The organism is Martinezella miluonensis (genome assembly GCF_900094545.1).
GTDB lineage: Bacteria > Pseudomonadota > Alphaproteobacteria > Rhizobiales > Rhizobiaceae > Rhizobium > Rhizobium miluonense.
The window spans coordinates 1-23,947 of the sequence record NZ_FMAH01000011.1 but is presented as its reverse complement, the minus strand read 5'-3'; the positions used below and the strand labels follow the sequence as shown (position 1 = coordinate 23,947).

General features: G+C 60.6%; 24 protein-coding genes. 14 read left to right on the top strand and 10 right to left on the bottom strand.

From position 1 onward, the window contains the following. Positions 1-51: 51 nt before the first annotated feature. The 7 genes from bioB to GA0061102_RS12020 all read left to right on the top strand — a co-directional run bounded on the left by bioB (position 52) and on the right by GA0061102_RS12020 (position 6,916). Complete coding sequence (bioB, locus tag GA0061102_RS12050) at positions 52-1,047, top strand: biotin synthase BioB (protein ID WP_092847223.1); 996 nt, start codon at positions 52-54, stop codon at positions 1,045-1,047. Then, positions 1,044-2,189: an 8-amino-7-oxononanoate synthase gene (locus GA0061102_RS12045; protein WP_092847218.1), complete on the top strand. Its 1,146-nt coding sequence runs from the start codon at positions 1,044-1,046 to the stop codon at positions 2,187-2,189. Before bioB ends, GA0061102_RS12045 begins: the two co-directional genes overlap by 4 nt. After that, positions 2,186-2,824: a dethiobiotin synthase gene (gene bioD / locus GA0061102_RS12040; RefSeq protein WP_092847213.1), complete on the top strand. Its 639-nt coding sequence runs from the start codon at positions 2,186-2,188 to the stop codon at positions 2,822-2,824. Before GA0061102_RS12045 ends, bioD begins: the two co-directional genes overlap by 4 nt. Next, positions 2,821-4,101 carry an adenosylmethionine--8-amino-7-oxononanoate transaminase gene (locus GA0061102_RS12035; RefSeq protein ID WP_092847210.1) on the top strand — a complete coding sequence of 427 codons (1,281 nt, stop codon included), beginning with the start codon at positions 2,821-2,823 and terminating at the stop codon, positions 4,099-4,101. The genes bioD and GA0061102_RS12035 overlap by 4 nt, the downstream gene beginning before the upstream one ends. Beyond that, positions 4,098-5,096, top strand: coding sequence for a beta-ketoacyl-ACP synthase III (locus GA0061102_RS12030; RefSeq protein WP_092847205.1), 999 nt, complete (start codon positions 4,098-4,100; stop codon positions 5,094-5,096). Before GA0061102_RS12035 ends, GA0061102_RS12030 begins: the two co-directional genes overlap by 4 nt. Before the next feature lie 228 nt (positions 5,097-5,324). Next, positions 5,325-5,669 carry a YciI family protein gene (locus tag GA0061102_RS12025; protein WP_092847200.1) on the top strand — a complete coding sequence of 115 codons (345 nt, stop codon included), beginning with the start codon at positions 5,325-5,327 and terminating at the stop codon, positions 5,667-5,669. After that, the gene (locus GA0061102_RS12020) at positions 5,669-6,916 is read left to right on the top strand and encodes an RNA polymerase sigma factor (protein ID WP_092847194.1); all 1,248 of its coding nucleotides are present in this window, start codon (positions 5,669-5,671) and stop codon (positions 6,914-6,916) included. The genes GA0061102_RS12025 and GA0061102_RS12020 overlap by 1 nt, the downstream gene beginning before the upstream one ends. A 197-nt stretch (positions 6,917-7,113) precedes the next feature. On the opposite strand, the gene GA0061102_RS12015 is transcribed toward GA0061102_RS12020, so the two are convergent. The 5 genes from GA0061102_RS12015 to GA0061102_RS11995 form a co-directional block, all read right to left on the bottom strand. Further along, positions 7,114-7,872: an SDR family oxidoreductase gene (locus GA0061102_RS12015; protein ID WP_092847192.1), complete on the bottom strand. Its 759-nt coding sequence runs from the start codon at positions 7,870-7,872 to the stop codon at positions 7,114-7,116. Positions 7,873-7,905: 33 nt separating this feature from the next. Beyond that, positions 7,906-8,307 carry a nuclear transport factor 2 family protein gene (locus GA0061102_RS12010; protein ID WP_092847440.1) on the bottom strand — a complete coding sequence of 134 codons (402 nt, stop codon included), beginning with the start codon at positions 8,305-8,307 and terminating at the stop codon, positions 7,906-7,908. Positions 8,308-8,574: 267 nt separating this feature from the next. After that, entirely contained in the window at positions 8,575-9,480 is a 906-nt protein-coding gene (locus GA0061102_RS12005) for a LysR family transcriptional regulator (protein WP_208858642.1), read from the bottom strand. Between the two features lie 111 nt (positions 9,481-9,591). Continuing rightward, entirely contained in the window at positions 9,592-10,440 is an 849-nt protein-coding gene (aroE, locus tag GA0061102_RS12000; protein WP_092847189.1) for a shikimate dehydrogenase, read from the bottom strand. 17 nt (positions 10,441-10,457) lie between these two features. Beyond that, a complete protein-coding gene (locus GA0061102_RS11995) occupies positions 10,458-11,984 on the bottom strand; it encodes a GMC oxidoreductase (protein WP_092847186.1) in 1,527 nt (508 codons plus the stop codon). A gap of 123 nt (positions 11,985-12,107) precedes the next feature. Here GA0061102_RS11995 and GA0061102_RS11990 point away from each other — a divergent pair, with 123 nt between their 5' ends. From GA0061102_RS11990 to GA0061102_RS11980, 3 genes are all read left to right on the top strand, one after another. Then, the gene (locus tag GA0061102_RS11990) at positions 12,108-12,977 is read left to right on the top strand and encodes a helix-turn-helix domain-containing protein (protein ID WP_092847184.1); all 870 of its coding nucleotides are present in this window, start codon (positions 12,108-12,110) and stop codon (positions 12,975-12,977) included. A 33-nt stretch (positions 12,978-13,010) separates the two neighbouring features. Beyond that, positions 13,011-13,349: a hypothetical protein gene (locus GA0061102_RS11985; RefSeq protein ID WP_245297988.1), complete on the top strand. Its 339-nt coding sequence runs from the start codon at positions 13,011-13,013 to the stop codon at positions 13,347-13,349. Positions 13,350-13,548: 199 nt separating this feature from the next. Beyond that, a complete protein-coding gene (locus tag GA0061102_RS11980; protein ID WP_092847182.1) occupies positions 13,549-14,178 on the top strand; it encodes a GNAT family N-acetyltransferase in 630 nt (209 codons plus the stop codon). Positions 14,179-14,286: 108 nt separating this feature from the next. Here GA0061102_RS11980 and GA0061102_RS11975 read toward each other — a convergent pair whose 3' ends face one another. The 5 genes from GA0061102_RS11975 to mtnK are packed head-to-tail and all read right to left on the bottom strand — an operon-like array spanning position 14,287 to position 19,711. Then, the gene (locus tag GA0061102_RS11975) at positions 14,287-15,405 is read right to left on the bottom strand and encodes a RuBisCO large subunit C-terminal-like domain-containing protein (RefSeq protein WP_092847180.1); all 1,119 of its coding nucleotides are present in this window, start codon (positions 15,403-15,405) and stop codon (positions 14,287-14,289) included. Further along, positions 15,405-16,406 carry a transketolase family protein gene (locus tag GA0061102_RS11970; protein ID WP_092847178.1) on the bottom strand — a complete coding sequence of 334 codons (1,002 nt, stop codon included), beginning with the start codon at positions 16,404-16,406 and terminating at the stop codon, positions 15,405-15,407. Before GA0061102_RS11970 ends, GA0061102_RS11975 begins: the two co-directional genes overlap by 1 nt. Positions 16,407-16,408: 2 nt before the next feature. Next, positions 16,409-17,344: a transketolase gene (locus GA0061102_RS11965; protein ID WP_092847175.1), complete on the bottom strand. Its 936-nt coding sequence runs from the start codon at positions 17,342-17,344 to the stop codon at positions 16,409-16,411. Positions 17,345-17,348: 4 nt separating this feature from the next. Beyond that, positions 17,349-18,443, bottom strand: a complete 1,095-nt coding sequence (gene mtnA, locus GA0061102_RS11960; RefSeq protein WP_092847174.1) for an S-methyl-5-thioribose-1-phosphate isomerase — start codon at positions 18,441-18,443, stop codon at positions 17,349-17,351. Beyond that, entirely contained in the window at positions 18,440-19,711 is a 1,272-nt protein-coding gene (mtnK, locus tag GA0061102_RS11955; protein WP_092847172.1) for an S-methyl-5-thioribose kinase, read from the bottom strand. Before mtnK ends, mtnA begins: the two co-directional genes overlap by 4 nt. 145 nt (positions 19,712-19,856) lie before the next feature. Here mtnK and GA0061102_RS11950 point away from each other — a divergent pair, with 145 nt between their 5' ends. The 4 genes from GA0061102_RS11950 to tnpA all read left to right on the top strand — a co-directional run. Next, positions 19,857-21,374 carry a sugar ABC transporter ATP-binding protein gene (locus GA0061102_RS11950; RefSeq protein ID WP_092847171.1) on the top strand — a complete coding sequence of 506 codons (1,518 nt, stop codon included), beginning with the start codon at positions 19,857-19,859 and terminating at the stop codon, positions 21,372-21,374. Continuing rightward, positions 21,371-22,420, top strand: coding sequence for an ABC transporter permease (locus GA0061102_RS11945; RefSeq protein WP_092847169.1), 1,050 nt, complete (start codon positions 21,371-21,373; stop codon positions 22,418-22,420). Before GA0061102_RS11950 ends, GA0061102_RS11945 begins: the two co-directional genes overlap by 4 nt. A gap of 52 nt (positions 22,421-22,472) precedes the next feature. After that, positions 22,473-23,525: a substrate-binding domain-containing protein gene (locus tag GA0061102_RS11940; protein ID WP_092847167.1), complete on the top strand. Its 1,053-nt coding sequence runs from the start codon at positions 22,473-22,475 to the stop codon at positions 23,523-23,525. A gap of 160 nt (positions 23,526-23,685) precedes the next feature. Further along, on the top strand, positions 23,686-23,947 hold a 262-nt coding region (tnpA, locus tag GA0061102_RS11935; RefSeq protein WP_139115052.1), incomplete at its 3' end, for an IS200/IS605 family transposase.

Genomic DNA, 23,947 nt, shown 5'->3' with positions numbered 1-23,947 from the left:
TCAAGTGCCTGATGGAGGTGCTGCCTTGGACCATCGCGCCAGGAGAGTGCCATGCAGAACGCTGAAGCAACCCTAGGGACCACCGAGCATACCGAACGCGAAAAATGGACGTCTGAAGCAGCTCGCGATCTTTACGAGCTGCCATTCAACGATCTGCTGTTTCGCGCGCATAGCGTCCATCGGGAGAATTTCGATCCCAATCTCGTTCAGCTCAGCAAGTTGCTCAACATCAAGACGGGCGGCTGTCCCGAGGATTGCGGCTATTGCAGCCAGTCCGCCTTTCACAACTCCAATGTGAAGGCCACGAAGCTCATGGATACCGCAACGGTGATCGCCGAGGCTCAAAAGGCAAAACAGGAGGGCGCGACCCGCTATTGCATGGGGGCCGCCTGGAGCAGCCCCAAGCCGCGCGACGAAGCGGCGATCGTCTCGATGATCGAGGGCGTGAAGGCTCTCGGTCTGGAAACCTGCATGACGCTCGGAATGCTGTCGGACCAGCAGTCCCGCACCTTCGCCGAGGCAGGGCTAGACTACTACAATCACAATATCGATACGTCCGAACGGTTCTACCCTGAGGTTATCACCACCCGGACGTTCGACGACCGGCTGGAGACGCTCGCCCATGTACGGCAGGCGGGGATCAAGGTCTGCAGCGGCGGCATTTTGGGATTGGGCGAAGAGGTAGGCGACCGGATCGACATGCTGCTCACCCTGGCAAATCTGCCGACGCCGCCGGAAAGCGTGCCGATCAATATGTTGATCCCGATGCCCGGATCCAAGATGGCTAAGGCTGCTCCCGTCGATGTTATCGACTTCGTTCGCATCATTGCTCTCGCCCGGCTGATGATGCCGCAATCCCATGTCCGTCTTACCGCGGGACGGGCGTCCATGAGCGACGAGATGCAGGCGCTTTGTTTCTTTGCCGGTGCCAACTCGATCTTCATCGGCGATACGCTCCTGACAGCCGCCAACCCTGGCGAAGATCGCGACAGCAGCCTGCTGCGCCGCCTGCGTCTGACGCCGGCGACGTTGGAGATGCGCGAATGAGCGCCGGTCTGCTCGATCTTTACGATGCGAAACTGCAAAAGCTTCGGCAGAGGGGGCGCCAGCGGGAGCTAAGCCGGGACATCGGATCGGACTTCACGTCCAACGACTATCTCGGCCTGGCCTCATCGCCTCGCATGCGGGCGGCCGTAATCGCCGCTCTCGAGCGTGGCGTGCCGGTCGGTGCCGGGGGCTCGCGCCTGCTGCGCGGTAATCATGCCGAGCACGAGGCGCTTGAGGAGGAAGCCGCTGCTTTTTTCGGCTGCGAGCGAATGCTCTATTTCGGCAGCGGTTACGCCGCCAATCTCGCAGTTCTTTCGACCTTGCCTCAGCGCGGCGATCTGATCGTGCATGATGCCCTGGTCCATGCGAGCGCCCATGACGGGATCGGGGCGGGAAGGGCGGCCGCCGTTTCGGTCGTGCATAATGATGCCGACGCCGTCGAGGATGCCATCCGTTCCTGGCGCAGGAGCGGCGGCAGGGGTGTGCCCTGGATCGTCGCCGAGAGCCTCTACTCGATGGATGGAGACCGTGCGCCGTTGTCCGATTTGGTCGAGATCGCAGATCGCAACGAAGGCTTCCTCTATATCGACGAGGCGCATGGAACCGGAGTTCATGGCCGAGCCGGGCGGGGTTACGCTGCCGATCTTGAAGGTAGGGACAATGTCATCGTCCTGCATACCTGCGGAAAGGCTCTGGGATCTGCTGGGGCATTGATCGGAGCAAGCCGTACGATTTGCGACTATCTCGTCAATCGGGCTCGCTCTTTCATCTATGCGACGGCGCCATCGCCATTACAGGCGGCGAGCGTCCGTGAGGCTCTGGCTATCCTTGCGGACGAGCCGGAACGGCGCGAAACGCTGCATGATCTCGTCGCATTCGCCAACAGCCAATTTGCCGAGCGTCTGGGTCTGGCCGGAACCGGCACGCAGATCCTCCCCGTCATTATCGGTGAAAACGGTCGGACGATGTTTGTCGCCGAACGCATGCGCGCCAGCGGCTTCGATATCCGCGCGATCCGGCCGCCCACCGTTCCGGTAGGTACCGCACGCCTGCGCATCACAATCACGATCAACGTCGATAGGCCGACGATCGCAGCCATGGTCGACCGGCTGGCAGAACTCCTGACGACGGAGGCTCCATGAAAAACTGTCTCATCGTAACCGGAACCGATACCGGCATTGGCAAGACGGTGTTCTCGGCTGCGCTCGTTAACGCCCTCGGCGCCTGCTACTGGAAGCCGGTGCAATCGGGTCTGGAGGACGGGACCGATAGCGAAACGGTTGCCATGCTCGGGCAGGTCCCCCAGGATCGCATTCTGACCGAGGCATGGCGCCTGCGAACGCCGGTCTCACCGCATCTGTCGGCGCAAATCGACGGGGTTGCGATAGATCCCGACATGCTGACGCCACCGCCGACGTCATCGCCTCTGGTGATCGAGGGAGCCGGAGGGCTGCTCGTGCCTCTGACCTCGGAATGCACCTTCGCCGATATATTCGCGCGCTGGCGCCGTCCGGTCATTCTTTGCGCACGCACCGAACTCGGCACGATCAATCATACATTGCTCTCGCTCGAGGCGATGCGTCGGCGCGAGATACCCGTTCTCGGCGTCGCCTTCATCGGCGACGACCGCCCCGACACGATGAAGATCATCAAGGAAATGGGCGGCGCTCCGATCCTCGGTCGTCTGCCGCATCTCGATCCTTTGACCCCTGCCGCCTTGCGCGCCGCCTTCGCCGATCACTTCGATCTTGCCGTTTTCCGCGAGGTCTTGGCATGACGACTTGCCGCACTTCCTCGCCGATTTGGCATCCCTTTACGCAGCATCAGCTTGATCCGGTGTTCAAGAAGATCGTCCGGACCGAGGGGGCCTATCTGTTCGATCAGGATGGTCGCTCGGTCCTCGACGCCATCTCCTCATGGTGGGTCACCACCCACGGGCATCGCCATCCTGTTATTACGCAGGCAATAGCGAGAGCGCTCGAGCAGCTCGACCAGATTATCTTCGCGGAATACAGCCATGAGGCGGCGGAGACGCTGGCCAAGGGGCTGATCGAGCTCGCACCACCAGGATTGTCGCACGTCTTCTTCTCAGACAGCGGATCCACGGCGGTAGAAGTCGCACTGAAAATGGCCCTCGGCCTGTTTCACAATCGTGGCATCCCACGCTCGCGGATCGTCGTCATGGAACATAGCTATCACGGCGATACGATCGGTACGATGTCGATCGGCGCCCGAGGTGTGTTCAATGCCGCCTATGACCCCTTGCTGTTCGACGTCGCAAGTATTCCCTTTCCAACGCCCGGCCGGGAGCAGGAAACCCTCGATGCACTCGAAGCATGCTGCCGGAACGGAGACGTTGCCGCCTTTATCGTCGAGCCGCTCGTGCTCGGCGCCGGCGGAATGAAGATGTATCCAGCTCATCTGCTGAAGGAGTTTCGGCGGATCGCCACACGCCACGGGACCCTGCTGATCGCCGACGAGGTTATGACGGGCTGGGGCCGGACCGGGACGCTATTCGCCTGCGAACGGTCTGGCATCACGCCGGACATCCTGTGTCTGTCCAAGGGGATAACCGGGGGTGCGCTGCCGCTGGCGGTGACGCTCTGCACACCGGAGATCTTCGAGGCTCATCTGTCCGAAGACCGAAGCCGCATGTTCTTTCACTCCAGTTCATATACGGCCAACCCGATCGCTTGTGCGGCGGCAGTGGCCAATCTTGAAATCTGGCGTGATGAACCGGTCTTATCGCGGATCGAGAGTATCGAAGCCATCCACCGCGACTGGCTCTCCGACTTCCGGTCCGATCCGCGTTTTGCTGCAGTCCGGCAGCAGGGCACGATCGCAGCACTTGATCTCGCCGTTCAAACAAAGGGCTATCTCTCGGAAGTAGGTCCGAAATTGCGCGCCTTTTTCCGCGAAAGGGATCTTCTCATCCGTCCTCTCGGCAACGTCATCTATCTGATGCCGCCTTATTGCGTGACGGCACATGATCTGCGGCGGGCCTACGAGGCCATTGATAAGGCGGCCGATTTCATCGGTGCGGCCGCGTCATGAGCACTGTCACGAGCAGGATCGCAGGCCTCGGTCACTATGTCCCCGAGCGTCGCATCGACAATATCGAAATCGAGACGTGGCTGGGCCTGGAGGCGGGTTGGATCGAACAAAGAACCGGCATACGCAAGCGACATTGGGCGGCACCCGGTGAAACCTTGACCGATATGGCCGCGCATGCCGGATTCATGGCGCTCGATCACGCGGGTATTGATCGTACGGCGGTCGCATTGACGCTGCTGGCGACGTCCACGCCCGACCATCTGCTGCCGCCTTCAGCACCTCTGCTTGCGCACAAGCTGGGTCTTTCCGCCTCGGGCGCCATCGACCTCGCTGGCGCCTGTTCCGGCTTCCTTTATGCGTTGACGCTGGCGGATGGCTTCGTGAGAACCCAGAGGAGGCCGGTCCTCGTGGTCGCCGCCAACATCCTGAGCCGACGCATCAACATGAAGGAGCGAGCAAGCGCCGTGGTCTTCGCGGATGCCGCGGGCGCAGTGGTTCTGGTTCCTTCGGTCGATCCGCGATCGGGTGTTGTCGGCGTCGATCTCGTGTCGGAAGGCGCGGGCTACGATCTCATTTCCATTCCTGCCGGCGGCAGCGCCTACCCCTTTCACGCCGGCATGGACCCGGATCTCTTAACCATGACCATGCGGGACGGAAAGGCTGTTTTTATGAAGGCGGTTCACATGATGAGCCAATCCGCAGGCCGGGCCTTAGCGCAGGCCGGAAGCTCACCGGAAAGCATCAACCGCTTCATACCGCACCAGGCGAACATCCGTATCATCGACGCCGTCTGCGAGCAGCTGACAATCCCAATCGAACGGGCGGTCAGTACGATCGGCGATTTTGGAAACTCTTCGGCCGCAACGATCCCGCTCTCCCTGTCGCTGGAAAATCACAAGCAGCCCTTCGCTCCAGGTGAGCAGTTGCTTTTTGCCGCCGCAGGTGCGGGAATGACGGGGGGAGCAATTGTCTTTCGAATGGGTGAGGCGCCATGAAATGCGGTGGCCTGCGCCAGCTAATCGTGACCGAAAACAAACAATTGCGAGACGACCCAAAAATGAAAGTCTCCGTGCTGGGTGCGACGGGGTATCTGCTGAGGTCGTTTTTCTGATCCCAGCGAAAAATATTTCGATTGGAATGTCGATCGAGACCATAGCCGTTCGTCATCGACGTCCCTTCTTTGAAGGAGCAGAAACCTAAACAGGCAAATTGAGGAGCTTAAGATGAAATACATGGCCTTGATCTACTTTGCACCCGATGCATCGCCGGAATTCGGCCCATTGATGGCGGCTTATCAGGCAGCAAACGAGCGCTTCGCCAAGGATGGCGTTCTGGTTGCGGGCGATGCCCTCGAAGCCGCCTCGACGGCAACGACGGTGAGCGTCCGCGACGGCCGCATAGAGACCTTGGACGGTCCGTTCGCCGAGTCCAAAGAACAGCTTGGCGGCTTCTACATCTTCGATTGTGCTAATCTCGATGAAGCGATCCGCTATGCCGCAATGATCCCCACTGCGACCTATGGCCGCGTCGAAGTACGTCCCATTCGGAACTATGCGAACAAGCTCTGATGGTCAATGCGCCAGCAGCCGTCCAAACGGCCAACGAGATCGACAGGCTCATCCGTACCGACGGTGGCCGGTTGATGGCGTGCTTAATTGCAAGGCTCAGGGATTTCCAACTCGCCGAGGACTGTCTTCAAGATGCGCTGGAATCGGCCTTGATCCACTGGGGTCGCCATGGTCTACCGCGCTCGCCCGAGGCATGGCTGATGCGCACGGCGCAACGCAAGGCAATAGACCGTATCCGCAGGGCCGCCAATTTCCGCTCAAAGTCGGACGAACTGGCGGCGCTGATCGCACTCGACAGCGAAGCCGCCGAGCCGCCGGAAGAAACGGCGATTCCCGACGAGCGGCTTCGCCTCATCTTCACCTGCTGCCATCCGGCGCTTGACCGTAAAGCCAGCGTGGCGCTGACGTTACGCTCCATCTCGGGCCTGACGACCGAGGAAATCGCCCGCGCCTTCGTCGTCAGCACTGACGCGATGGCGCAGCGCCTGGTGCGCGCGCGTCACAAGATTTCCAAGGCGGGCATTCCCTATTCCGTTGCGGGACCTGAAAGCTGGAGCGAGCGGCTCGACGCCGTCCTCGCAGTCATCTACCTCACCTTCAATGAAGGCTACGCCGCATCGTCCGATCGGCATGTAAGGGTCGACCTCTGCGACGAGGCGATCCGGCTTTGCCGCATCCTTCTGACACTCTGCCCGCATGAAGCCGAGATCGAGGGGTTGCTTGCCCTCATGCTTCTCCACCACTCCCGCGCGGCGACCCGCCTGGGCGATCTCGGCGAGATTATCCCTCTCGAATGTCAGGATCGGACTGCCTGGAACCGGACCATGATTGCGGAGGGCACATCGCTTCTCGAAAGGGCGCTCAGGCGCGGGAGACCAGGTGTTTATCAGCTTCAGGCGGCGGTCGCGGCCGTGCATGCGGAAGCGCCCTCGTTTCAGGAAACCGACTGGCGTGAGATCGCGCTGATCTACGATGCCTTGATTACGGTCAAGCCGAACCCGGTGTTCGAGCTGAACCGCATCGTTGCCTTGTCCTATGCCGATGGTCCGGCAATCGCACTCGACCGGTTGGCCGCCATCGCCGGCCTGCTTGCCGAATATCAGCCCTATCACGCAGTCAGGGCCGATATCCTCGCCCGGCTCGGCAAGGACGATCTCGCACGCATGGCCTATGAGAAAGCCATAGAGCTTTCAGGCACGGAGGCCGAACGGAACTTTCTTGGCGAGCGGATGGGACGATTGGCGTGATGCCGATCCATGGATCAGGCGGATTGTCGCTCGTTGCCATTTCAGGATCCACCCTTGTCGCAAAACTTCTGCGGCCTAACAGTCTATGCCGGGATTGCCATGCACATTTTCGCGTGAGCCAGCCCAGGCTATGAATACATGGCCTGGGCTGGCGATGGTTGCTTGCATTGTCTGTTGTCCAGCCAAACCCCTCGGCTTCAATCGTCAGCGAAGCGTGCGGATGCGAACTCGTTGAAGCTGTTGACGAGCGCATGCTCATGTGGGCCGACATTCGACCTGAAAGCCTTTGCGCCCTCGACCAAGATCTCGTCGGCGTCCGTGCCAAGCACGGCCATCGTTTCTTCGATGAACTGATCCAGCGGCATCGCCTCTGCCGCTTCCCGGCTGTTCATCAGGTCCGTGCGCACCCAGGGCGGAGCGATCTCAAGCACCCGCACGCCGGAATTCCTCAGCAGAAACCGCTGTGACAGCGCATAGGAATGGAGCGCCGCCTTTGTCGCGGAATAGACCGCCGTGACCGCCATGGGGACGAAACCGAGCACCGAGCTGGTATAGGCGACGACGGCGTCTTCCTTGCCTTTCAAATGCTCGATCAGGGCTGACGTCATGCGGATCGGGCCGACAAGATTGGTGATGACGGTATCGATCGTCAGCTTGTCGTCGATCTGACTGGCGGCCTGATCCGGCAACATGATGCCGGCATTGTTGATAAGGACATTGAGATCAGGATGTTCCGCGATCAGCTGAGAGGCCACCGCATTGATGCTGGCAGGATCGGTGATGTCGAGTTTGATCGCTGCCATGCCGGGGTTGGCGGCGACGACTGCTTCGAGGTTGGCACGGCGGCGGCCGGAAATGATGACCTTGTTGCCGCGCTTGTGCAGCGCTTCGGCGAGCCCACGCCCGATGCCCGAGCCGCCGCCGGTTATAAAAATAGTGTTGCCAGAGAGTTTCATGGCTTTTCTCCTTGAAGAGGTGAAGTGAGATGATCAGTAAGGGAACTTGTCGCCGAACATCGGCAGGCCGCTGAGGGACTGGGCCTCGGTCGCCTCGTCCTGAAGCACATCCCAGTGTTCGGCGAGTTTGCCGCCTTCGATGCGCACGACGTCGGCAGCAATCCAGGCGGCGGGCCGGCCATTGCCGATGTAGCGCCCGTGCGTGATCACATAATCGCCTTCGGCGACGATGAACTGGTTTTCGTATCGCAACGTGTCGGGGAGGGTGCGGACCAGATTGAACAGACCATTGCGGCCGGGCGCGATATGGGCGCTATGCTGGATGTAGCTATCCGACCAATAGCGTTCGGCGGCGCCATAGTCGCGCTTGTTGAACAGCAGATCGAAGGCTTCGAGAACGAGCGCCTTGTTTTGCTCCGGTGTTGTCTTGGACATGATGAAAAACCTCACTTTGGTGTCGTGTGAGGTAAAGATCATCTATGCGTGCTTCCGGCGGTAGCTGTCGGATTCCGCTAATTTCTATGCATGGAACGCATTAATCGCTAGAGCGGTTCAGTTTTTCACGGAATCTGAGAACAGCTCTAACTTATTGTTTTTAATTAATTCCGGACGGAAAACCGCTGCGCACTTTTCCTGGGATTGCGCGAGAGAGTGGCGCCATCGTCGCAGCCCGCCAAGACACGTTCCGCCAATAGGCGGCGATCACATCGATCCATTGTTTGATCTGCGCCGGAATTCGACGGCAAGGTGATCAATGGCTGCCCGTGCTGCGGCGCGTGTTGCCCGTCCCATCGGGAAATAAGCGTGGACGGGTATGCCGGCCAACGTCCAATTGGCAAGCAGGCGCACCAGGCTACCGTCCGCGAGTTCGCGGCGGCACGCCCAGCCGCTCGTCGATGTTATCCCGAAGCCCGCCACGGTGGCTGCTATGGCGCCCTCGTTCTCGTCCGTCGAAAAGTGCGGTTCCAGCTTGATTGCCGATTCCTGGCCATTCCGCTCAAATCGCCAGGCGGTGGGAACGGCAGCAGCCGTGCCGCCGACGATATGGTGCCGGACGAGGTCATCGGGTGTCTCGGGCATGCCATGGCGCGCGAGATAACCGGGAGATGCGACGATGACGCGAGGGATGGTCGCGATCAGCCTGGCGGTTGCCGTCGAGTCGGGCAGCCGGCCAAGCCGTATGGCGACGTCCACCGCATCCTTGATCAGATCCTGACGCTTGTCGCCGAGTTGCATTTCGATGTGCAGCTGTGGGTGTCGTTCGGCGAAGGAGGCAAGGTTGGGAATGACATCGTGAATGCCAAAGCTGGTCGGCGTGCTGATCCTGAGCAATCCACGCAATTCTCCGCCTTCGCGCACACTTTGCTCGGCGTCGTCCAAAGCGAGGAGGATGGATTCTATCCGGGCCAGAAATTCCGCACCGGCTTCGGTCGGCACGACGGCCCGCGTCGTGCGTGTCAATAGCCGCACGCCAAGCTCGGCCTCAAGATCCGCAACGATCCGCGATGCCTGAGGCTGCGACAGGCCGCACTCCCGTGCAGCAGCCGAGAAACTGCCGAGGCGGGCTACGCGCGTATAAAGACGCAAGGCGAAATTATCCTTGATCAAATAGAGCTTACTCCAGCGTCGGCGTCTCGGGTTAGGCCGACGAAAGCTATTCGCCTATCGGAGGTTTGAACAGGGGGGAGCATCGAGAGCTCTCGCAGTGAGCGCGCCCGCTCATAATCCCAAATCGGCAAGTGCCTTGCGCATGATATCGGCGTCGGCATCGATGCCGGCCCAGTAGCGGATGGCGATGATGCCCTGGTTGATCAGCATTCCAAGGCCGTCGGCCGTACTGCATCCCAGTGCCTGCGCCTGTTTGAGGAACGGCGTCAGCGATGGGTTCGGGATACCGTCGGCAACCACCATGTCGGCGCGCAGGCTGCTGAACTCGATTTCCGGCACGGCGTCGACATCCGGAAACAGGCCGATCGACGTGGCGTTGATGAGGATGTCCGTACCTTCCGGTATGTGATAGTGGCCCACCCAGGGCTCGTAGCGTCCGATCGCAGGCGTCTGTTCGTCGATGACGGCGGCGACCTCCTCTCCGCGTTGGGGGCTGCGGTTGACGACCGTAATTTCGGCAGCCCCGGCCAGCGCCATCTCAACGCCGACGGCCCTGGCTGCGCCACCGGCTCCTAGCAGCACGACACGCTTGCCCGCCGGATCGATGATTTCGCGCAGCGCCGCGACAAAACCCTTTCCGTCGGTATTCTCGCCGATCAACCGACCGTCGCGGCGAACGACAGTGTTGACTGCGCCAATAATGCGGGCGGATTCACCCAGCCCGTCCAAATGCTCGATCACCGCCACCTTGTGAGGAAGCGAGCAATTGAAGCCTATCCAGCCCATGGCGCGGGCGCCACGCACGGCATCTGCCAGGGCTTCGGGAGCGACCTCGCAATTGATGTAGCGCCAGTCGAGACCGTGATGGCGATAAGCTGCCCCGATCATGGCGACCGTCGGGTTTTCGGCAGCGGGCATCGCGAAGGAACCGGTGAGCGGCGAAAGAAAATTGTGAACCATGGAGAGCTCCCAAACGATCAGGCGGCGAGAGTGCCGTTGCGCCAGGCGGTGCGCAGGTGATTGCCGACACGCAGAGCCTGCGCGCAGATGGTGAGTGCCGGGTTGAGCGCGGCGGAGGACGGGAAGAAGGACGCGTCGATCACGTAAAGATTCTGGTGGTCATGCGCTCGGCAGAGGGAATTCAGAGCCGACTGCGCCGGATCCGCACCCATGCGCACCGTGCCGCATTGATGGGACGGTGCCTCGATGCCGAAGGAGTGGCGCAGCACGACCGGGAAAATTCGCCGCAGCCGGGAACGGACATGCTCCACGAAGCGATCATGCGCCGGCCCGTCTCCAGGGTGATAAGCAATTTCGACCCGACCATCAGGCAGAAGGCGGACACGGCTTTCGGCACGCGGCAGGTCCTCGGACATGCACAGCCAGTCGACGCTATGCCGTCCGAGGAGATTGGCAAGCGGGCGCGGCACCCAAGGGTAGGCGGAGCGGATCATCGGCCCTTTGATGTTGCCGAGCATTTGAATGTTGCCGCGCGCAGCGCTGTCGTTGGGCAGCCCATGATAGAAATCGTTGGCGGACAAGGTCTTTGGAAATTTCGTGTCGTTCACGCGAAACGGCATCAGCCCCATCAGCCCGGTCAGATGATGGTTCATCAAATAGCGGCCAACGACGCCCGAGCGGTTGGCAAGTCCGTTCGGATTGGAGGCGTCAGATGAGCGCAGCAGGAGAAGGGCGGAGTTGATCGCACCGGCGCTGAGGACGAACAGCGGCGCTTCGACGCGCTCAAGCTGGCCGTCACGCAATACTTCGGCCGCGGCTATGCGCCCATCCGCTTCGGGGAGGAGCCGCATCACCTGCGCTTCCGTCCACAGCGTGATGTTGTGATGGTTCAGGGCAGGCCGGATCAGCCGCGTTTCGCCATCACCCTTTGCGCCATAGCGACAGGGGAAGGCATCGCAGGTTCCGCAGCGGCGACAGCTGCCGCCGGGGCCGAAGTCGACTGCAGACGGCATGAAGAAGGGGCGAAGGCCCTGCGCGCGCAATCTTTCCGCCATATGGGCAATGATCGGTTCATGGGGAATGGCCGCATGGGGATAGGGGTTTGAACGAACGGCCTCCGTTGGATCCTCTCCCGCCTGCCCACGCACACCGAACAGGCGCTCCGCCTCGTCATAGTAAGGTTCGAGATCGGCATAGGAGACAGGCCAGGCCGGGGATATGCCGCCCTCGTGCCGTGCCTCGCGAAAATCGCTTTCCCGGAACCGGAACATGGCGGTTCCGTAGAATTTCGTGTGTCCGCCGACATAGTAATATTGGCCCGGGCGGTAGCGGCGGCCGGTCTCGTCCTGATATTCTTCCTTGGTCCGGTAGCGCGCCTGGGTGAAAACCGCTTCGGCGTCGGCATTCTCCGGTTCGTTGGGCAGGAAATCGCCGCGTTCGAGGATGAGGATCCGTGCTCCGGTCCCCGCCAGCTGGCGTGCGATCGTGCCACCGCCAACACCCGATCCGATGATCACTACATCCGGTCTAATTGCCGCGTCCATCTGCTCCTCCTGCTGCCTGGCATGATCAGACTACGGATGGCAATGGATTGCGCCATTCCCTTCAGCCGCAAGAATTTGTATGATAGCCGCATTCTATTGGGATCTATGCGGAGTAATGCGCCAATGCAGCCATGGTTCGAAACGGTTGCCATTCCCGCTGATCGGTCCTGGCTCCTGTTCGATCGGCAATTGCCCGACTTCCCGTTCAACTGGCACTACCATCCGGAATTCGAGCTGACGCTGACGGTCGATAGCAGCGGCGTGCGCTTCGTCGGCGACCACGTGGAGCGCTACGGCGATGGCGATCTCGTTCTGCTCGGGCCGAACCTGCCCCATGCATGGCAGTCCGAGTCACTCGTGGGAGAGGCGCGGCTGCACCGGGCGATCGTGTGCTGGTTCACCCGCGAATGGATCGAGGGCTTGATGGCGTTGATGCCGGAATATCGCGGCCTTGCTTCCTTGGCTGCTGCGGCCGGACGCGGACTGGAGTTCGATGCGGCGACGGTCGCGCGTCTGCGCCCGCGTATGCTGGCGCTCGGCGGGTTCCCGCCGGCGCGGCAAGTACTGGAATTGCAGGGGATATTGTTGGATCTCGCGGCAGTTTCAGGGAGGTCGCTGGCTTCGGGGGAGGTTTCCGTCAGCGAGACGCCGCGCGACCGGGAGCGGATGCGCCGGGTACTCACCTGGCTGCACGCGCATTATCGTGAACCGCTGCGGCTCGCCCCGCTCTGCGTCATCGCGCATCTGACGGACAGCCAATTGCAGCGGGTGTTCAAGCGCAGCACTCGCATGTCGATCAGCCAATATGTGATGCAGTTGCGCATCGGCCGGGCCTGCCAAATGCTGATGCAAACCGATATGCCCATGAGCCATATCGCCAGCGAATGCGGCTTTTCCGATACGGCGCATTTCGCCCATCAGTTTCGCGCCGCCAAAGGCCTGCCGCCGACGCGCTATCGGCAAAGCTTCAAATCATCGGCAGCGAGCGCTTGAGCGGCCGGGCATCGCTTATTTCGGGCTATTGATATGACGCCGGAAGAGCGCTCGGCAGCTCTTACGCCCTTGGCTGCCGCGCTGGGCGTCCGTCCGCTGGAACTCGATACGCAGGGGAAGAAAGGACCGCCTCTCCGGGCGCGGCTGGCGAGAGCTTTCCTCGTCATACTTTTGATCCTCGGCGGCGTTTTCGGCTACTGGGTCTGGTACGTGACCAGCGCCGGCTCGCAGTTCACTTCGCCCGGCATGGACCTCAACAACGTGATGCCGGCTCCTCTCAACCGCTGGGGTTGTGATCAGCTGAAGAAGCGTTTCGGCGATCAAAGTGCGCCCTTCGGATGCGCCGCTTCCGACTACACCAGCTGGAAGTGAAGCCGAAACGAGATGGATCGACTTTTGCTTGGCGCGGGTCCCCCGGGGGAGCTCGCGTCAACTTCGACTAGATCCCCGGCGACAATAGCTTCGGCCTCCATTCTCCATGAGAGCGCGAACGGTGATGACGGGTGGGTTGTTGCAAGGTTGCGGCGCTACTTCTATGTTCGGGTAATTGTCGTCCCAACCACTAGAGATGATGAGCGTTGATCCTCTGATCTTGAATGCGTGGCTTTCAGCGCGGTCGATCGCGCGGGGCCTTGCTCCACCTCTGCCTGAATATGGCGGCTTCCGCATCGATACCAACAGCGATGTCGAAGTGAGCCGCTGGATTTTTCCGAAACTGGGACCGGGCCTCAAGGAACTCGTCCGTTCTATCGATGACCCGCGCTATTTCGTGAAGCTTTGTGGTGAGGCCGGCGAATTGCGATCGGCGCTTCCGGACTTTTGGACGCTGCATGCGCCTTGCTACTTCATGCGAGCCAACGGCGTGCATCCGAAGCGACCATTGGCTCAAGGATATGAGATCGATATCCGGCGTGTCGGGTCTGCGGTGGAGGTACGCGTTTTCTCGGATACGGGCTTGCTGGCGGCCAGCGGATATGGGGCCGAGACGGAGGATGTTTTTGTCTACGACCGGATAGCGACCGACCCGGCGCATCGCCGGAAAGGCTTGGGAAATGCTGTCATGACAGCGCTCCAGGGAGCGAAAGCATCACCAACCGTGCCGGAACTGCTGGTCGCGACGGAAGACGGGCGCGCGCTTTATACCACATTGGGGTGGAAAACCATCTCACCCTATTCGACCGCATCCATCCCGGTCCCGTAACGTCGGCCTATGATGTGTTCTGGCCAGCGTCACAAAAATCCAGCCAATCGGCAAGATCGGCGTGTTCCGACGCACCCCTGTCAGGCAGGCCCGGATGCTCTTGACCGATCACGCGTTAACGGCATCGCACAAACGCTGGCATGCCTCGACGAGGTTGTCTTGCTCCAACAGCGCGCCGCCAACCAAATACATGATATCGTTGCCATAGGTCTCACGCATCTCGGCGACCCGGTTCAATGTCATGCCGCCGCCTGGGGCGGGGACAATGGTCTTCACGCCGCCAAGTTCGACCGAGCAAGCGTCAGCGATCGACACACACTCCTCGCGCGTAAAGCCGAACCGGCCACCGAAATTCGGATAGATGACCGCATCTGCCCCCATCAGCCGGTGCAGAGTTCCGAAGAACGTACGATGGCTAAATCCGCAGTCGGGCGAGACGACGTTCGCGCCGGAAAAGGCCGGATGCGAGACGATGGGCAGGGTGAAATCCGGATCTGCGGCAAGGGTGCGGATGACATCGTAGCCGGCAAGCGCCGGAGCGATCATGATGCCGCCAGCGCCCGCTTCCTGAGCCTGCTTTGCTCGCTCGATAATGGCATTGGCGGGACCTGTCACATTGGGCACGAATCCGGTTTTGGCGCCGCTCCTGGCGTTCGCCTCGCCGACGGCCTCGACACACGCCTTCAGCCGCTCGTCGAATGGCGATGTCTTCTGATCGACCAGGCCATGATCGTCCTTGACGTAATGCATACCGCCAAGCGCGAAATCATGGGCAAGGCGGGCAAGCTCTTTCGTCGAAAGGCCGACCGGCTTGATCGCCGACATCAGCAATGGACTTTCGCCAATTCCGGCGCGCGCTCGAAGACCGGCGATGCCATGCCGTGGCCCTTTGCAAAGATCGAGGATGCCGGGCGAAAGGCCGATATCCTCCACCTTCAAACCTGGTTTGATGGAGCTGTTACCGAACACGATATTGAGAAATTGCAGGAAATCGCCGCCGATGTCGTCTTCCGAATACGAGATGGTTGCAAGGAAGCCCTGCCGGCTGTTCGGGTCCGTTTCCAGGGATTCCAGCCGGCCGAGAATTTCCTCCTCGACGTAGCCTTTCGGCACGACATGGCGTGGGATTTCGACAGTCTGCTCGAGCGCGATATCAAGCGCACGGCTCTTCGCCTCCGCCGCGTCGGCAGCGCGGATGAAATAGGTGACGGTAAAGCGCGGAGCCATCAAAGCGCCTCGGCCTTCTGCGCCGAATGAACGTGATCGAGACGCACCTCTGCCAGTTCATTGTCGCCGATGGAAAGCGGCTTGCCGAGGAGCTGCTCGATGGCGCCAACAAGGGCACCGGCGTCAAGCCCGTACTTCTTCATCAGATATGGCTTGGAGGCACCATGCGCAAAGGTGTCGTTGAGGCCAAGCCGCTTCAGCCTAATGCCGAGGCCCTCCTCGGCGAGGATTTCCGCCACCAGCGAGCCGAGACCGCCGACGATCGTGTGGTTCTCCAGGGTGACGATGCCCTTCTTGCCGCGCGCGGCCTTGAGCAGGCCGTCGCGATCGAAGGGCTTCAAAGTCGAGGCGTGCAGGTGATGAACGCCGATCCCCCGCGCGGTCAGCGGCCCACTCGCGCGCAATGCTTCTTCTGTACAAACACCCGAACTGACGACGAGAATGTCGTCGCCTTCAGATAGCGTACGCAGCCTGTTGAATTCGAAAGGTGTCGAGAAGAGGCGCGGTACCTCGCCGCGCAGGACGCGGACGTAGACGGGGCCATCGATGGCGTCCGCAACCTCGAGGACCGTTTCGACTTCCGTTGCATCGCCGGTTTCAAGCACGGTCATGTTCGGCACCGCACGCATCACGGCGATATCTTCGATTGCCTGGTGGGTAATGCCGCCTGGTGTCGTAATGCCAGGCAGGAAGCCCATGAGCCGCACCTTGCGATTGGAGTAGGCGATCGAATTGATCAGCTGATCATAAGGGCGGCGATAGAGAAACACCGAGAACGTGTGGAGGAACGGGCGATAGCCCTGCATTGCAAGGCCGCCGGCAAAGGAAAGCATGTTCTGCTCGGCCATGCCGAGCGTAAGAAACTGTTCCGGATGCCGATCCCGAAAGCCGTCGACCTCGCAGGAGGAGGTAAGATCTGCCGAAAGGCAGAGAACCTCGGGCCGCGCAACGGCAAAAGCCTCGAACGCCTTGGCATAGGGACGGTTGACGATCTCGACCATGTTCAGGCCCTTTCCACTGCGTTCATGTCGATGCCAAGCTCGGCGGCAAGTGCCGCCTGCATTTCCAGCCGCTCGTCCGCGCTCTTGAAGCGAACATAGTGCAGTCGCGGGAAGCGCTTCTTGAGGAAGTTCATGCCCTGATAGGGCGAGGTATTGGCGAGGATCACCAGCGGCTTGCCGGCTTCCGCGCTTTCGGCTGCCTGCCGCAGGGCGTTGAGATCATGGCCGTCGACCGAGCGGCACGTCACGCCGAAGGCGCTGACGCGGGCGGCGAGATCGCCGAGATCGAGCACCGAAGACATGGCGCCGTCGCATTGCTGGCGGTTCACGTCGACGATCACGCGGATATTGTCGATCCGGTGATAGGCCATGGCCGCAAGGCATTCCCAGGTCTGGCCCTCCTGGAATTCTCCGTCCGACATGTAGACCCAGACCTTGCCCGGCTCGCCTTTCTTCTGCCGTGCCCAGGCGACGCCCGACGCCATGGAAAGGCCCTGTGCCAGCGATCCGGTCGTCACTTCCATGCCCGGGCTGTGTTCGGCGCCGATCATCTCGACCGAGCCGCCGTCCTTGTTGAAATGGTCGAGCGCATGTTCGTCCATGCGCCCCATCTCGATAAGGGCCGAGTAGATGACCAATGCATAGTGCGCGGGTGAAATGAAGAAGCGATCGAATTCAGGTGCGAACGGACCATGGTAGCCGGCGCCGGTAAAGGCATCGGGATTGTGCGCCGAGGGCACGCCACGGAAGGGCAGGGGCACTTTCGGAAGCGTCGGTTCGCCAAGCTTCAAGAATTCATTGTAGAGCAGCGCGAGGCTCTCGGCGGCCGAACAAGCCTGGCTCAGATAGCCGCCGTTGTTCTTCATGGTGTGGAAGAAGACGCGGCGGCGAATTCCAAGCGCAATGTCTTCCGTGGATTTCTGATTGGAGAGGGTCATCGTCTCAGCTCCGTTCGGGGAAAAGTGCCTTCAGACCTTCCGGCGACGGCGTCGCGATGCCGCGTTCCGTAATCAGGCCGGTGATCAGGCGGGCAGGCGTGACGTCGAAGGCGGGATTTGCCGCAGAGCTTCCTTCAGGCGAGATGCGAACGCTCGCTATCGAGCCGTCCCGTGCTTTGCCCTGAACGAAGCTGACTTCGTCCGCGGATCGTTCCTCGATCGGGATTTCCTTGATGCCGTCATGCACCGTCCAGTCAATCGTCGGTGACGGCAATGCGACGTAGAAGGGCACGCCATTGTCGCGGGCTGCAAGCGCCTTGAGGTAGGTTCCGATCTTGTTGCAGACATCACCGTTCGCGGTGGTGCGGTCGGTCCCGACGATCACCATGTCGATATCGCCATGCTGCATCAGATGACCGCCGGCATTGTCGACGATCAGCGTGTGCGGTACGCCATGGCCGTTCATCTCCCAGGCGGTCAGGTAGGCACCCTGGTTGCGTGGGCGGGTTTCGTCGACATAGACGTGGACGGGAATGCCTTCCTCCGTTGCCATGTAGATCGGCGCAGTCGCGGTCCCGTAGTCGACGGTCGCAAGCCAGCCGGCATTGCAATGCGTCAGGATGCGGACTGGCTCGCCCGGCTTCTTTTTCGCGGCGATCTCGCGGATGACCTTGAGACCGTTTGCGCCGATTGCGCGGTTGAGCTGGACATCTTCCTCGGCAATTTCGGCCGCACGCTTGTAAGCGGCGTCGGCACGCGCATCTTCCGGCAGCACCCGCAAGTGCTCGCGCATCGCATTGAGCGCCCAGCGCAGATTGATGGCTGTCGGGCGTGTTTCGTTGAGTTCTTCCCAGACGGCGTCGAGATGCGCATTGGAAGGGTCCTTCGCCATGGCGATCGCGACACCGTAGGCGGCCGTTACGCCAATCAACGGGGCGCCGCGCACCCACATGTCGCGAATTGCGACTGCGACCTCACTTACCGTTTTTAGCGTGACGACCCTGAACTCATGCGGCAGCCAACGCTGGTCGATAATGTCGACGGAGCGGCCGTTCTCGTTGAGCCAGATGGTATGGTAGTGGCGTTCTCCGACTTTCAAGCGAGTGTCTCCTTCTCAAGCAGCTCCGCCGTTGCGCGGACATCTTTGAGGCTGTGGATGCGATGTCGATTGACGGCGAGATGCCGACCAAGTTTCAGCGCTTTCTTTTCGCAGGCGGCACGACGATCGGGATCGGCGATGGTTTCGAAATCGGCATTGTGGGCGAGACCGAGGATGCGGCGATGCATCTCGATACCGGCAAAGCCCAGCATTTCGCGATAGATCTCGTCGAGGACGATGTTCAGCGCCTGTTCGGCACCCAGCATGTCTCCTTGATCTTCGAAGAGGCTTGCCTGGTAAAGGATACCCTTGCGCTCGTTGCGCCAGAGATTGGCGAATTCGGCGCGGAATGTTTCCCAGATGGTTTCGACGGTATCAAGCAAATAGACACGCATCTCATCTCGTTTGGAGCCGTCGCTCTCATGACCGCTTTGCGCGAGATAGCTCATCCAGAAGTTGGCGAGTAGCATGCCGACGTCGAAGCTGATCGGACCGTAAAAGGCAAATTCCGGGTCGATCACCCGGGTTTCCTCCTCGGTGACCATCACCGAACCGGTATGCAGGTCGCCATGGCAGAGCGTCTCGGCCTTTGCAGAGAAGAGATGTTTCAGCCTCTGTGCCTCGACCTTGAGGTCACGATCACCGCGCAATTCCGCGACAAGCGGATCGAGTTGCGGCGAGGTGTGCCGGTTGAGCGTCGCTTCGAAATAGGGATCCGAAAAGACGAGGTTTTCGGTGATATCGCAGAGTTCGATATTGTCGGCGAAGAGGGCCATGTCGGCCTTCTTGTCGCGCGTGATCATGGAAAGATCCGAGCCGCGAAAGAGCGTGCGCGCGCAGAAGAGACCGAGATCCTGCCCGATTTTCGGAAGGATCCTTCCGTCGATCAATGCTCGCCGCAGGATGACATGCGGGGTCAGAAATTCCATGGCGATGATGGCTTGGGCCGCGTCGAAGCAGTAGATTTCCGGCACCATGCCTGGGTCGCGCTGGGACTGGCGCGCGAGGGCATGATACTCGAAATATGAGCGCTTCAGAGGAAGCGGCCAGCTTTCGCCGACGAGGCGCACATATGGAAGCGCCTGCTTGACAATGGCGGCTCCACTTTCGCCCGTGACGATGAAAACGAGATTGAGGTTGCCGTCGCCGACTTCCCTGACCTCCCATCGCGCGGAATCCTCGCCGATTTTTTCCTTGAGAATGGCGTTGCCGCCAAGCCGGCCCGGTAATGTCTCGACGCTGAGCGCCGCAAAGACTTGGGTGTCCATAATGCTCTCCTCCTGCGCATGTCGCGGCCTCCACCGTGTTTCGACATGCCGTCATGGGCACAACTAAGTCAGCATTCTGTCAAATGTCAATGGCCTTGACATTTGATGAAAAGCTATCCTAACCTGCCACCATTGGGAGAAGACAATGAGCGACAATGCAGTGTTTCGCATCGAAGGCGTGCGCAAATCCTTTGGTGCGGTGGCGGTACTCCAGGGGGTGCGTCTCGACCTCAAGGGCGGCGCCGTTACGGCTTTGATGGGTGCCAATGGTGCCGGCAAATCGACGCTGGTGCGCATCTTGAGCGGCGTTTATCCGCGCGATGCCGGCATGATCACCCTTTCGGGGGCGCCGTTCGACCCTTCGACGCCTGCGGAGGCGATCCGCGCCGGCGTCGTGACGGTGCACCAGAACATCAATGACGGTGTCGTTGCCGATCTCGATGTGGCTACCAATCTGACGCTCGACCGCCTGAGCGGGCGCGGCGCGCGGCTCTTCTTCAATCCGCGCCGGGTTCGGCGTGAGGCCGCTCAGGTCGCCTCGCGCATGGGTCTGACGATTGATCTCAAATCCAACATCAACGACTTGAGCCTTGCCGATCGCCAGATGGTGGCGATCGCGCGCGCCATGGCGCATGAGCCGAAAGTCCTGATCCTCGACGAGCCGACCTCGTCGCTGTCGAGTGCAGAAGCCGATCGCCTGTTCGAGCTTGTCGATCGGCTGAAGGCTCGAGGCGTTGCCATTCTTTATATTTCGCATCGAATGTCCGATATCCGCCGGCTTGCAGACAGCATCGTGTCACTGCGCGACGGCCGTATCACCGGCCGTTTCGAAGGTCCGGATCTCGACTATGAAGGTGCCGTGAATGCAATGCTCGGCCGCAAAGTCTCTGCCGACGCGATCGGCGTGCGCGAAGCAAACGTTCCGGTTTTTCGCGCGCAGGGCTTGCAGCTGTCCGAGCATTCGCGGCCGTTCGACTTTGAGCTCGGCGAAGGCGAGATCGTTGCGGTCACCGGCCTCGTCGGCGTCGGCAAGTCGGCGCTTGCCGAGGTGCTTGCCGGAGCGCGCATGCCAGCAGCCGGTCAGATGACGCTGGACGGCCAAAGCTATCAGCCGAAATCGACGGGCCAGGCCATCGGCCGCGGCGTGTTCCTCGTGGCCAAGGACCGCGCGATCAGCGGTATCGTGCCGGATTTCAACATCTACGAGAATATCAGCCTCCCGTTTCTGCGGCGGCTGTCGCGTTTTGGAGTATCGAGCCGCGGCACCGAACGGGTGAGGGCACGCCAGCAGATATCCGCGCTTGGCGTCGTCTGCCGCAATGAGCGGGACGAGATGCACACGCTCTCCGGTGGCAATCAGCAAAAAGTCATGGTCGGCCGCTGGCTCTCGGAGCCGTCGCTTCTCCTCGTTCTCGATGAACCGTTCCAGGGCGTCGACATCGTGGCCCGCCGCGACATTGGCGAAAAACTACGCTCCTCGGCAAACGGGCGAGCCACCATTCTTTTTCTCACCGAGCTCGACGAAGTCTTTGAAGTGGCCGACCGCATTCTTGTCATGTCGGAGCAGACGATCGTCGGCGAGCATCGCAATTCCGGCATCGATGTCGAGCGCCTGCTGTCTGAGATCGCAGGTCAATCCACTCAACAGGTCAGCGCAATATGAGCAGTGAACAGAGCAAATCCGCAGGCGCGGTCCCCTTGTCCCAACCGACAGCGAGCTTCAGAGACATCGCCATCAAATATGGCTTCCTCGTACTGCTTGCCGGCATGATCTTTTACTTCTCGCTCGTCACTGGCGGCTTCGCTTCGCCGCAGAGCGCGGTCTTCATCCTGCAGTCGGTGTCGATCACCGGGATCCTTGCCCTCGGCGTCACCGCAACCTTGGTGGTGGGAGGCTTCGATCTGTCGATCGGGTCGGTCGCGACGAGCGCGATGATGGCCTCTTCCTATGTCATGGTCGTCATGGGTGGCGATGCTGTCACCGCAACGCTCGTCTGCCTTGCCGTTGGCGTGTTGGTCGGGCTCATCAACGGCATCATCATCGTCTATATGCGCGTGCCGGACCTGCTCGCAACGCTCGGCATGATGTTCCTTCTGCTGGGTCTCCAGCGAATTCCGACCGAAGGCCGCTCCATTGCCACCGGAATGACGATGCCGGACGGGTCTGTCGCAAACGGCGCGTTCAGCCCCGGCTTTCTCGCCCTCGGCCGCCACCGCTTCGACTTTATCCTGCCCAATCTCGTGCCGGTTTCGGTCGTGGTGTTGATCGTACTGGCGATCCTGATCTGGTTCTTTCTGGAATATACGAGGTTCGGACGGATGATGTATGCCGTCGGCTCGAATGAACGGGCGGCCGGCCTCGCCGGGGCACCTGTCAATGCCTATAAGATTTCCGCCTACATCATCTCGGGCATCTTCGCCTCGATTGGCGGCATTCTGCTCGCAGCCCGTCTCGGCCGTGGCGACATTGCGTCGGGGAACAACCTTTTGCTCGATGCCGTTGCCGCCGCGCTCATTGGCTTTGCCGTGCTTGGCGCAGCAAAGCCCAATGCCCTGGGGACGGCGACCGGCGCCCTCTTCGTTGGTATCCTGCTGCAGGGCCTGACGATGATGAACGTGCCCTACTACACGCAAGATTTCGTCAAGGGCGCGGTTCTCGTCGTTGCCCTGATTTTCACCTTTGCATTCTCAAAGAGGAGCAAACGCTAAGGGCGCATTGCCCTGGCGGATAATCATAATTTCACTGGAGGAGGAGACTGATATGAAGATGACACGCAGAACGCTAGGCGTATTGACGCTCGGCTTGATGGGAGCGGCGGCGTTTGGTGCGCCATCCTTTGCGGCAGAGATGCCAAAGCCCTTCGACAAGGCAGGCAATGTCAAGATTGCGCTTGTTCGATATCTCTCGACCGGAGATTTCTTCCAGTCCTATCTGGCCGGTGTGGAGGCGCAGTCCAAGGCGCTGGGCGTCCAGCTGCAGGTGTTCGACAGCCGCCAGGATGCAGCTGTCCAGGCCGACATGGTCGACCAGGCCATCGCACTCGGCGTGCAGGGCATCATCATCCAGCACGGCTTGACGGAATCCATGAAGGATGCTGCCCAGCGCGCCATCGACGCCGGCATCAAGGTCGTCGCCTTCGACGTGAATGTCGAGAATGCCAAGATCCCGCAGATCGAACAGTCCGACCGCGACCTTGCTCGCCTCGCACTCGAGCAGGCCGTCAAGGACAATGGCGAAAGCTTCAAGGCCGGTTATGTCTACGTCGCCGGTATTGCGCCGCTCGACCGACGCGACGAGACCTGGAAGGAGTTCAAGAAGAAATACGCTGGTATCAAGGAAGCCGCCCAGTTCGGCACCATGGACAACCCGATCGCCAACTCGGTTGCCAATCAGGCCCGTTCGGTGGTCTCGGCCAATCCCGACATTACCGTGATGTTTGCGCCTTATGACGAATTTGCCAAGGGCGTGAAGATCGCCGTCGACGAGGCCGGGCTTTCCTCCAATGTGAAGATCTATTCGGCCGATATTTCGACGTCCGATATTGCCGCCATGCGCGAGTCCGGCTCCGCCTGGGCAGCGACGGCAGCAACCAATCCGGCCGTGGTCGGCCAGGTCTCCGTCCGCGCACTTGCCATGCTGCTTGCTGGCCAGGATCCGGGCCATCAGGTCGTCGTCCCGCCGACGCTCATCACCCAGAAGGCGCTGAACGAGCAGAACATCAAGAATATGGAAGAACTCGGAGCCAAGCTGCCGCAGTTTGCCCACGCGGATGTCGCCATGCCGGCCTGGATGCCGAAGGCCGTAGCCAAGTAACAAACGCTTTCCCCGAGAGCTGGCGGCCGCAAGGCCGCCTTTTTTATATTCATGAATAAACCTCCACCTACGGTGGAGGACTGGACGAGTTCTACACGGTAGTTGAGAGACCTCCTGCTTGAACCGCTGGGTTGGCCCAGACTTCGAACAAGGAGGTTCTGTGGATGAACAACCGCTCTCGCATGCGACGTGGGACTGCAAGTATCACGTTGTTTTTGGCAGCAAATACCGCACGAAAAGACTGTACGGGGACGTACGGCGTGAATTGGGAGAACTCTTACGTCGGCTGGCACAGCAGAAAGGTTGCCAGATCGAAGAGGGTCATTTGATGCCCGACCATGTGCATATGTTGATATCGATCCCGCCGAAATACTCGGTTGCGCATATTGTCGGCTTTTTGAAGGGCAAGACAGCCCTTTACG